Origin of the sequence: Pseudalkalibacillus decolorationis (genome assembly GCF_024609785.1) — a bacterium.
Taxonomy (GTDB): domain Bacteria; phylum Bacillota; class Bacilli; order Bacillales; family Fictibacillaceae; genus Pseudalkalibacillus; species Pseudalkalibacillus decolorationis.
Genome location: NZ_JANHJQ010000004.1, coordinates 156,489 through 168,034, shown reverse-complemented (window position 1 = coordinate 168,034; position 11,546 = coordinate 156,489). Strand labels below are relative to the sequence as shown.

The window sequence follows — 11,546 nt, the reverse complement described above, 5'->3', positions numbered from 1 at the left end:
CCATATAACTATTTTACTAATATAGATTAGTAGTATTGCGTGACCTTTATACTATTACATAAAAATTTCATAGTTACTAAGTTTGCTTTTTTATTACAATTTGGTTTAGCTATGTATTTAATTGGGAATGTATGTTATTGGTATATTATAGTAAAAAAACAGGGACTTATAATAAGCTCTGAAAATTAGTAATGCATCAAAAGTAGTTTTGGTTCGGGTATTTTCATTTTATATAGATAAATGCCAATAAAAATGATGAATTAAAGGAGTGGAAATTACATGTCAGGAATTATTCGCGTTACACCAGCAGAATTATCAAGCATGTCTAATCGTTACACAAGTGAAAGTAGTCAGGTTGGAGAACAAATTTCTCGTCTAGATAACATGATTCAAGAGCTAGAGGGTATGTGGGAAGGTGAATCTAGCCGTGCATTCAGCGAGCAGTATCAATCCCTTCGTCCATCATTCTTGCAAATGCAACAGCTTCTTGAAGATATCTCTATTCAATTAAACAGCACTGCAAAATCTCTTGAAGATGCAGATACTCAAATCGCGAATCAAATTCGTGGCTAATTATTACTAAAATCCATGAATAAATGGGGAGCGCCTGGTTTCCACCAGCGCTCCTTCCTTATGAGGTGAACTGACATGTACATAGAAATCACCATAGACCTTCATCATTATGAAGACCAGGAAAGCTTTGATTTAAGACTATCAAATTACCATTCTATAAAAAAGCTAGTGGATCTTGTCTGGCAAACTAAAAAACTAGAGAAAATGCCTCGAGAGGGTTATTGGATCCGAGTAGCTAATAAACAAAAGGTGTTACCAGGAAACCAACGACTTGTTGATGCTGGGATAACTACCGGAGATCGAATTGAAATATTATGAAGGAGAGCAATAGAATGTCACAGAACGGTGGATCATACTTAGAAGAATTATTAGAAGCAACTGTTCATCAGAAAGACAATCATATTACCTTCACTTTTCAAAAGGAACAGATCAAGTTGAATGAACCGACTGAAGTATATTTTCTTAAGGAGATGAATCCTCAGATCGATAAAGAGATTGAAATGGTTGATGACGAACTGAAGATTACGCATACCTTACCGAAATCATACTCATTTTGGTCGCAATTGAAGCATTTAGATGAAAAGGAACGGCTCATGTGTGCATATCAGCTCGTCGAAAGAGTGAACATCCATTCTTTGTCACGGGTAAATATTCTTGTATGTCCGGAGAATATCGTATTTGACCAGGGCTTAACACCTTACTTCCTTCATTATGGGGTGAAGGAAAGTTTACCTCCTTATGAGAAGGATGCTGGGCAATTATGGTTGGAAACGAGAGCTGCAGTTGCCGCAATGGCAGACCCGCAATATACATTTGAACAATACTTGAAATTCAAGGAAACACTTAAGCTCTCCCCGTTAGCAGCGAAGATTCTTGAGACAAAATCAGAACAAGAATTGAACGAATTGTTAAATGAACAAATACATAAAACGAGAGAAGCTGGATCTCTACTAGTCAGTGTCAGCAAGAAAAAGTGGAAGATGAACCGATATGTGTTGTTAGGGTTAATCCTTTGTTTACTACCAGCTCTTATTTATTCAATTTATTCGATCTTTTTTATACAGCCCAAACAATCCAGTATTATCCACGCACAGGAGAAGTTTCTTTCCAATGAATACAGCGAGGTTGTTACAGCAATGCAGCCTTACGAAATTAAAGATATGCCTAAGGTTGCCCAGTACGAGTTAGCCTTATCTTATATTATTAATGAATCGCTAACTGAGGATCAGAAAGAAAATGTTCGAAATACAGTTACGCTTCAGTCTGACCCAAGCTATTACGAGTATTGGATTCATATTGGTAGAGGGAATGCGAAGGAAGCGTTAGACATAGCGAGGTTCCTAGAGGATCGGGATTTAATTTTATTTGGACTTCTTAAATACCGTGAGCAAGTGAAAGCAAATGACGAGCTTGCTAGTGATGAAAAGCAGTCAACACTGGATGATATCGAAAGTGAAATTGAGGAATACGAGAAAGAGATGGAAGCCCAGAAGGAAAAGCAAGAAGAGGAATCGAAATCGGATTCATCCTCCGAACAAGATCCGAATGCTGATCAGCAGGAAAAGGATACTGCAAAAAGTCCTGAGGCTTCCGATGATAAGAAGGAATCACCTGCAGACGCAAAGAAAGCAACTGAAAAGGCAGCTGATTCAAAAGAACAGCCTGCAGATACTAAGAAAGAATAATATCTTTCACATGGAAAGCTGATAGAGGTTGTTCAAAAAGTCCGGTAAAAATAGCTGTCGAATTTCTTCGTTGCTTGGTCTCTGGCGGTCCTCACGTATTAATAGCATACGTTCCGGTCCTCAAGACTTTTCGCGCCTCGAACTTCTCGGCTCTTTTCATCCTCCTTTTTGAACACGCACTGATAGTGAAATTCACATAGAGAACAGGTGGTGACATCATGTACGCACTAAGGGTTTGTCACGGACAGATATATCAAGAGGTTTTGTTGAATTCTAAACATGAGACAACCATTGGCCCGGATCTGCAACATTCAGTAACGATCAGAACTTCTTCCCAAGAAACGGAACCTATCCGCGTTAAAGGAAAAAGTGGCTCCTATGCGTTAGAAATACCTAATGGGGAGGACGTTGCTTTACAGCTTCATACCTCAAAAGAAATTCAATACGGTGAAGAACGGCTATCCTTCTTTCTAACAACGTATGAATCGGAGAAGAAAGCCTTTTATATCGGACATAAACAAGAGGTTACGTTTTCTTCGGAGGATACTGGTGCAGATATTAAAGGTAAGGCTGAACAGAACAGTCAAAAGAGTTCTTTTACTTTATATAAAACAGGAGTCGGCTGGGAGCTAGAAGCAGATGGTTCGGCACATGTCTACAAGAATGGACAATTAATTACTCAAAAAGAGACGCTCCAGGTAGGGGACAACCTCCTATGGTTAAATATGTCTATCAATCTATTAGAAGCTGATTTAATTCAAATCGATAGTGTAATTGATTATGAGACACAGCTTACAGAGACGATCAAGCCCCAAACGGAGATGCAGAAGAAGTATCCGGTTTATCGCCGGACACCAAGAATGGTTTATGAGCTTCCGGATGAAAAGGTTCAGCTATCTTTTCCAAGCCAAGAATCTGAGGACAATAAGAGAAGCTTGTGGATGATTGTACTTCCTCCACTAATGATGCTTCTCGTTATGGGAATTGTAGCAATCGTCATCCCAAGAGGAATTTTCATCATCATTTCTCTCGTTATGTTTACCACGACTCTTGTTACGTCAACGGTCCAATATTTTAAAGATAAAGGTAATCAAAAGAGATCGAAGGCAAGAAGAAAGCGAATATACTCCCAGTACTTAGTGAATAAGCGCCAAGAGCTTCAGGAATTGGCTGCGAAGCAAAAAGAAGTGTTAACGTTTCATTTTCCTTCCTTCGAACGAATGAAGTACTTAACGGATCAGGTCTCGGACCGACTTTGGGAACGAACACTAGAAAGCCCCGACTTCCTACAATTTCGTTTAGGGATTGGTACTGTACCTTCCAGCTATAGCATTTCTGTTAATTCCTCGGATATGTCCAATCGGGAAATGGATGAATTAATGGAAGAGTCCCAAAAGTTAGAGGCAATCTATCGAAACATCGAGAATCTACCTGTAACAGCCAACCTTTTCGACGGTGCGATCGGATTAGTCGGGAAGGAATCGGTTTTGAAAAAAGAGCTCCATCAAATGGTTGGCCAGCTATCCTTTTTCCACAGCTACCATGATGTGCGCTTCGTCTTTATTTTCAATGAGGATGAATATAAAGACTGGGAATGGATGAAGTGGCTCCCGCACTTTCAGCTACCCCAATCCTTTGCGAAAGGGTTTATTTATAATGAGAAAACACGCGATCAGCTACTTTCGTCGATTTATGAAATGATCCGCGAGCGTGATTTAGAGGAAGAGAAGGAAAAGCTTCGTTTTGCTCCTCATTACATTTTTATCGTCACAAATCAACAGCTTATCTCGGATCACGTCATTTTAGAGTATTTAGAAGGTGAGCATAGACAGCTCGGAATTTCTGTTATTTTTGCAGCAGAAACGAAGGAAAGCCTATCGGATAATATTCATACCCTTGTACGTTATATCAATGATCGTCAAGGAGACATTCTGATTCAAAAGAAAAAGGCTGTCAGAATTCCGTTCGACTTAGATATACACGCTTATAAGGGCAATGAGGACTTTGCTCGTATGCTTCGTACGTTGGATCACCAAATCGGGATGACGAACTCGATTCCAAATAGCGTCTCTTTCCTTGGAATGTTGAATTCGACAGATATTAACCAGGTTCCAATCAAAGAAAATTGGTTAACGAAGGAATCTGCAAAGTCTTTAGCCGTTCCCGTTGGATTAAAGGGAAAAGAAGATCTCGTTGAATTAAATCTTCATGAAAAAGCACATGGTCCACACGGTTTATTGGCTGGAACGACCGGATCAGGGAAGAGTGAATTTTTACAAACGTATATCCTGTCACTTGCTGTTCATTTCCATCCGCATGAGGTTGCTTTCCTATTAATTGACTATAAGGGCGGGGGAATGGCACAACCGTTTAAAGATATGCCACACCTATTAGGTACAATCACAAATATTGAGGGTAGTAAGAACTTCAGTACAAGAGCATTGGCTTCTATAAAAAGTGAATTGAAACGACGCCAACGGTTATTTGATCGTTATGAAGTGAATCACATTAATGATTATACGAAGCTGTACAAAAAAGGGGAAACAGAGGAGCCGCTTCCACATCTATTCCTCATATCTGATGAATTTGCGGAATTGAAAAGCGAGGAACCTGAATTCATACGCGAACTTGTCAGTGCAGCTCGTATTGGACGAAGTCTTGGAGTCCACCTCATACTTGCAACACAGAAACCGGGTGGAGTCATTGACGATCAAATATGGAGTAACGCACGATTTCGTGTTGCCTTAAAAGTGCAAAATACGGAGGATAGCCGGGAGATTTTGAAAAACGGGGATGCCGCATCGATTACGGTAACCGGTCGAGGGTATTTGCAGGTCGGGAACAACGAAGTATACGATCTATTTCAATCTGCCTGGAGTGGTGCACCGTATCAAGAAGAATCGTCCAATCTGGAGGATGAGGTTGCGTTAGTAACAGACCTTGGACTAATTCCATTGTCTGAAGTGTCTTCACGTGATAGCACACAGAAAGATGTGATGAGTGAAATTGAGGTCGTTGTAGATAAAATCGAGGAACTCCAGAACGAAATGCAGCTAAAGAGGTTATCAAGCCCTTGGCTGCCACCTTTGGAGAGTCGTCTTTATCGACACAGGTACTCAAGCAAAGATGAAAACGATATTCTGTTCGCTATGATTGATGAGCCAGAGAAACAAAGCCAAACGACATACGAGTACAGAATGATAGAGGATGGAAACATCGGTATTTTCGGTTCAGCAGGGTATGGGAAAACGCAGACTGTAATGACCTTATTAATGGGAATGGCATCGCGGTTTAGTCCCGAGGAAATTCATTATTACTTACTCGATTTCGGAAATGGAGGATTGTTGCCGCTTAAGCAACTTCCACACACAGCTGACTACTTCTTAATTGATCAGGAACGAAAAATTGAAAAGTTCATTGGGATCTTGAAGGATGAATTAGCTCGCAGAAAGCAATTGTTCCAACGGCAAGAGGTCAGCTCGATTAAAATGTACAACACGTTAAGTGAAAACAAACTACCTCTATTGTTTGTCACCATTGATAATTTTGATTTAGTAAAAGAAGAAATGCAAGATTTGGAAATGCAAATGAATCAATTTGCGCGTGATGGTCAATCACTTGGAATTTATATGATTTTTACAGCAACACGAATCAATTCTATTCGTCAATCGTTAATGAACAACTTGAAAACGAAAATCGTTCATTACTTATTAGATAATTCAGAAGCGTATACCTTACTTGGCAGACTTCCGTTTGTGCCTGAATCAATCCCAGGTAGAGCTATCGTCAAGAAGGATGCTGCACACTTTTCTCAAGTTTTTTTACCAACTGAAGGTAAGGATAACTATGAGCAATTGACGGCAATTAAAGAAGAAATCGCAATGCTGAAGGAGAAGTACAAAGGCATGGAGATTCCAGATCCTGTTCCGATGCTTCCGACAGAGCTGACGATGGTCAACTTTACCCAATTTACAGAACGGGACAAGAAGGAAGGCTTACTACCGGTTGGATTGGATGAGGAAATGGTTAAACCAACTTATGTGAATTTATTGAAAAATAAACATTGTCTTGTATTAGGACAAGCACAAAAAGGTAAAACAAATGTCCTGAAAGTACTGGTAAACACGGCATTACTCCAAGAAACCGATCACATTGCTGTCTTTGATTCAATTGACCGAGGGTTGTCTGGTTTAATGGGTGAAGATAACGTCGTATACATGGAAACGAAGGATCACGTGGCAAAATGGCTAGAGCGTGTGGAAGAAATATTCGAGGCAAGAGGGGAAGAGTACCACCAAAACATTCAGGAGGGTACATCTCATCCACCATTCAGCCCGGTTCTTCTCGTTATTGATGGCTACTCAAGGTTCATTCAAAGCATCGATAACCCATTACAGGAACGAATTGTACGTTGCATGAAGAACTACAGTCACCTTGGATTTAACGTCATTGTATCCGGAAACAACAATGAATTAACGAAAGGCTATGACTCGTTAACCGTCGAAATTAAGCAAATTCGTCAAGCAATCGTGTTAATGAAAAAGTCAGAACAAACCCTATTCACGCTAACCTATGACCGCCGCGAACCGGAAATCCAACCGGGTTATGGCTATTATGTGGAAAATGGAAAAGAGCGGAAGGTTCAAATCCCGCTTATGGTGACAGAAAGGAAGGTTCACGCATGACAGAAAAGGCAAGTCTGTTTAAACTCGTTTTAGCGGTTCTTATGATACTGACTACGCCTCTTGTATTCTTCCAATCAGTCGGTGAAAATCCGATGAAGGTGAAGGAAAATGCAACACAATCTATTGCAATTGTGAATGAGGATACCGGAACAGAAGAAGGCGATGAGGACGTTCAGTTCGGGGAGGATGTTACGTCCATCCTTAAAGATAACTCCGATTTTAACTGGGCCGTTGTAAGCCGAAGTGCCGGAGAAAATGGCCTTCGCGATTTGAAATATGATGCAATTGTTTATATTCCATCTGATTTCTCAGACAAAATTATGTCCTATGATGAGCAACGCCCAGTCAAAACGAACTTTCAATATAAAGTTCAGAGTCAGCTTAATGCAGTAAACAAGCAAAAAGTATTACTTGAAATTGAGCAAGCGAGTGACCGTGTAAATTCAAAGATTTCATCTCTTTATTGGAATTACGTGTCTGCAGACATGGAAAATATCCGAGAAGAGTTTGATGAAATTCTTGAAAAAGAAGTGGCGTTCCAACAAACGATGCTCTCTTTTTACAAGCCGAGCTCGAAAAACTTAGCTGGACAACTCGAGCAACAGCAAGCGATGCTTGAGAGCCTTCAAGCATCCATTCAACAGCAAGACAAAAGAGTACCCGCTCAAAAGAGTTCAATGGAAGCATTTGATCAAAATTTAACGAATTTCGTCGAATATGTGAAGCAATACCGAAAGTACCAAGAAAACCAACAACAGCTCCTTGCCGAAATACAGAGCCAATCGATTAAGAATATAAATACTGCTACAGAAGCACAACAGCCACGCTACTTGGCACTGAAGCAGAATTTTGTAGATGCAGGTAACCTTTATGCTCAGAATCTTAATGACATTAATACTCAAATGGGTAGCCATAATAATCTATTTGATCAATTGGAAGAAATAGATGATAGTAGAAAAGCACAATTGCAAGGTCAATCAGACAGTTTCTATACATTCCAAGAGGATATGATAGATTATTACCAACAATTAACAGATTCTATGGTGTTAAATGAACTTCAAACAGATATTATTAGAGAAAATGGTAATATAACCGAAGGAAGCGATAATCCTCCGCCAGATCCTGTTGAAGGTGACAGTAATTTGAGTTCAAAAGGTACAGTGAATAAAAATAGTGGAGGCACAGCATCTAGTACTAAAAATGAACCTGCACCGGGAGATTCAACAAATGAGCCTTATATAGATTTGAAGGAAGAGAGAGAAGAATTAATTTCAATCTCTGAAAAGTTGACTACAATTCAACAACGTCTCATAACTTTGTCGGATGCTCCGGAACGTGATCCAAATGCGATTAAACAAGTGGAGAAAAATCTAGCCCGATTAAATGATAGAATCCTGGGAGTAGAGACTGATTTAGAGAAAGAAGAGAGCAAAGAAAATCCCCTTCAGGACGATGTAAATCGTTTGAAAGAAGAATTAGAGACTCAAGAGAGCAAATTAAATAAAGCAAATGAAAGAATTACTTATCTCGAGGGAGAGGTTCAAAGGCTTGATGTTTTAAACGGTAAGCTTATTGAAAGTAGAAATAAATATCAAGCAAAAGTTGATGAACTAATTACCGTAACTGAGAACAAAGAACAATCAATATTAGAATCTGCAGTTTTATCTGACAGTAGAAAAGATGCTTTAGATGATTATTTTGCTAAGGAAATTAATAGCCAAGAAATTTTGGATATTGTAGAGTATTATGATTATTTGAGTAAGTATGAGGGGACTCTTAACCGTAAAGCAGTTGCCAACGGAGTGAAAGAAACAGTTCTTCAAGATGAAAAAATGCAAGAAAAGGCAGAAGCCTTAAGAAAGCTTTTAGAAACAGAAGATGAGGCTAAGAAGTGGGATGATCTTGGTAAAGGTTTACCTACTACTTATGACGCTTTAACTGCACTTGAAGATTCTTTTACAGCGTTTATTGCTGAGTATGAGGAAACCATCGTTGAACAGCACGGGCAGTTAATGAATAATCTAACTTCCGTCCAAAAGGAAGCGGAAACTGTGCTAAACCAAATCCAGCAACCACAGCAAATGCTGGCGTCACCTCCACCGCAAACGACAGGTGGTGCGGATGGGCCGAGTATGCTTTCTGGTCAGGATCAAATTGGTGAACAGCTTGCCTCCATTCATACGTGGATGGACTCGATCAGTGAAAACCAAGGTACGATTGTAAATTATACAACTGACCTTCAAGGTAAAGTGGCACAGGTTCAACAAGATGCGAACACGCTTAACGACAAATGGTCGAATAACGTAGCTTCGACTGAATTGATTCGTGATGATGTGTTCGGCGTTCTTGGAAATACGTTTGTAGATGGCCAGTCCAATGGCTATGTATATAATTTCCTATCGAATCCGTTAAAAATCAGTGGATCCGTACCAACAGAGGAAGAGAGTGCGAATGTACCTCCAGTAGTTGTGCTGTTTATCATCCTTTTAAGCAGTTTAATGATTGGGTACACAAGCTATTACTTCCAAAAAGCGCCGTATTGGATGCAAGGTGTGATTTTCTTATTACTAAACCTGATAGTCGGGTTTGTGATTAGCTTATTCGGATTAAAAATATATCCGTTAGGTGAGCAAGGTTCGTTAGAATGGACTGTCTTTACGATTCTTCTACTACTTGCAGGATCGGCACTTGTACGTGTTGCATTTTCAATTCATCAGTTATTGGGTTGGTTCATTTCGGTCGGGTTGATAGCCTTCTTCGTTACACCGTTGTTAGCTTTAACGACGCCGAATTTCAACTTTAGCGATCCAATGTCTGAGGTGTATATGTCCATTCAATATGGAACGGAATCGTTATTCACAAATGCGGTATTGGTTCTTGCTGTAATTTTGATCGCGCTAGCAATCGTTCAGTTGGTCGTAGGTAAGCGGAAAGCTCTTCCGGTAGATAAAGGAACGGAAGCAAATGAAGCGATGTAATCTAAGCATTATTGTATTCGTTGCTATAGTCCTGGCTTGCTCGTTACAATCTAGAACAGTATACGCGAATACGGAGATTGACGATCTCGTTCCAAATGAATATAAAGAAAACGAGTTTAAGAAAAACGAAGACTTGCTTCATGGCGACTCATTATCGAACGAAAGCTCTAACATCCCTGAGGAACAAAAGGACCTCACGTTTGAAGGCATTAAAACGTTTCAAAATGAGGGAATTGAGCACAAGCTATTTGCGAATAATTCTGATGATAAAAATACAATTAAAGCAAAAGCGGATCGGCTGAAGTTGTTTGCTTCAAAGGATTCTCTTAAATTAGGTGATCAGGAAGAGGAAATAGATTCTTCTTCCTTCTCCTCTCTGTCTATTTTAATAAGTGTATTAGTAGGGGTTTGTTTGCTGCTTCTAGTACTTATTCTAGTAGTGTGGAACAAATCTTCTGGGAAAAAAAGCAGCTTTTCATAGACTTCCCTTTTTATAAGAAGAACAGGTATATTAATTTAATTGCATAAAATCGGGGCTATATACCAGTAGTTGAGGTGTAGAGCCTTTTTTTATTTTTAGAGAACTATACATTTCTCTATTGATTCAAAATGGCCTTCAGTGTGGCGATTTGTACATATTAGAAGCCTGTCTGGGGCCTATTTAGCGTTAAAAGTAGTAATGGCTCTTCTTCAAGAGTGTAAGAAAATTATACTTAATGAGAAACATGCAGATTTATAGCTGTTCTCAAAAGAATCCATCCGGAAAACTTGGAATTCATCCGAACTGGGAGTAATTCGTCCGTATTGAGAATAATTCATCCCGAAAACTTGAATTCGTCCGTATCGAAAATAATTCCTCCGAAAAACCTGGAATTCATCCGTACTGATAATAATTCAACCAAAAGGTTCAGGACACCAGGATAATAAGACAATATATAGTTTCTAAATCTGGGAAGATGTAAGAACCACAGTTTTTTTCCTGCGATTCTTTGTTCCTGGAATTTAATTCTTGGAGTCTTCCTTTTGTGATTGTTTTCCTGCAAAAAAAGCTGCACATAACAGGGAAACAACAGCAAGGCTAACACCAAACATCATCGAATAATCTAGGATATCCTTTAATGCTAGCCCACCTGCTATGGATGAAACGAATAACATTAAGAACGCTACAGTATAATTTCTTTTCACAGTTTTCACTCCTGGACATGCATTTTAAGTCTTCTATGTACACTAAAATAGAAAGTGCTTCAATACTTGATAAATGGCAATACCTACAATTATGCCGGAAATATTCTTTAAAAACTTTTTCATCAGCGACTCACTCCTGATCCAAAACGGTTACTTTTCCTTTTAATGGAGTACCCTGCAAAAACTCCACCAAATATGGATATAAATATCGCAGCTCAAACGGCAAAACTCATTAAACTCACCTCATTCACTTTATATTTATTACGATTGAGAACCGTTTTTGTTTCAGTTTTTATCGTTAAAAATTTTGGTGAAAAGACAAAAGGCCGACATAGATGCCGACCTTTTTGAGATTAGTGTTAGTTTTTAAAACAATCAAATAGGATTTAAATATTTCCATTAAGGTGGATTCTTCTGCTGTGTTAAAAATTAATATCTTA

General features: G+C 39.1%; 7 protein-coding genes. 6 read left to right on the top strand and 1 reads right to left on the bottom strand.

The window, feature by feature from the left end:
• Positions 1 to 279: 279 nt before the first annotated feature.
• From NON16_RS05585 to essA, 6 genes are all read left to right on the top strand, one after another.
• A complete protein-coding gene (locus NON16_RS05585; protein WP_257347609.1) occupies positions 280 to 573 on the top strand; it encodes a WXG100 family type VII secretion target in 294 nt (97 codons plus the stop codon).
• A gap of 75 nt (positions 574 to 648) precedes the next feature.
• Positions 649 to 891 (top strand): ESX secretion system protein YukD, encoded by a 243-nt coding sequence (yukD, locus tag NON16_RS05580; RefSeq protein ID WP_257347608.1) that lies wholly within the window; start codon positions 649 to 651, stop codon positions 889 to 891.
• 14 nt (positions 892 to 905) lie between these two features.
• Positions 906 to 2,258 carry a type VII secretion protein EssB gene (essB, locus tag NON16_RS05575; protein ID WP_257347607.1) on the top strand — a complete coding sequence of 451 codons (1,353 nt, stop codon included), beginning with the start codon at positions 906 to 908 and terminating at the stop codon, positions 2,256 to 2,258.
• Between the two features lie 218 nt (positions 2,259 to 2,476).
• Positions 2,477 to 6,943: a type VII secretion protein EssC gene (gene essC / locus NON16_RS05570; protein WP_257347606.1), complete on the top strand. Its 4,467-nt coding sequence runs from the start codon at positions 2,477 to 2,479 to the stop codon at positions 6,941 to 6,943.
• The gene (gene esaA, locus NON16_RS05565) at positions 6,940 to 9,921 is read left to right on the top strand and encodes a type VII secretion protein EsaA (protein WP_257347605.1); all 2,982 of its coding nucleotides are present in this window, start codon (positions 6,940 to 6,942) and stop codon (positions 9,919 to 9,921) included. The genes essC and esaA overlap by 4 nt, the downstream gene beginning before the upstream one ends.
• Positions 9,908 to 10,402, top strand: a complete 495-nt coding sequence (gene essA, locus NON16_RS05560) for a type VII secretion protein EssA (protein ID WP_257347604.1) — start codon at positions 9,908 to 9,910, stop codon at positions 10,400 to 10,402. Before esaA ends, essA begins: the two co-directional genes overlap by 14 nt.
• A gap of 521 nt (positions 10,403 to 10,923) precedes the next feature.
• Here the strand turns inward: essA and NON16_RS05555 are convergent.
• Positions 10,924 to 11,106, bottom strand: a complete 183-nt coding sequence (locus tag NON16_RS05555) for a hypothetical protein (RefSeq protein ID WP_257347603.1) — start codon at positions 11,104 to 11,106, stop codon at positions 10,924 to 10,926.
• Positions 11,107 to 11,546 lie beyond the last annotated feature (440 nt).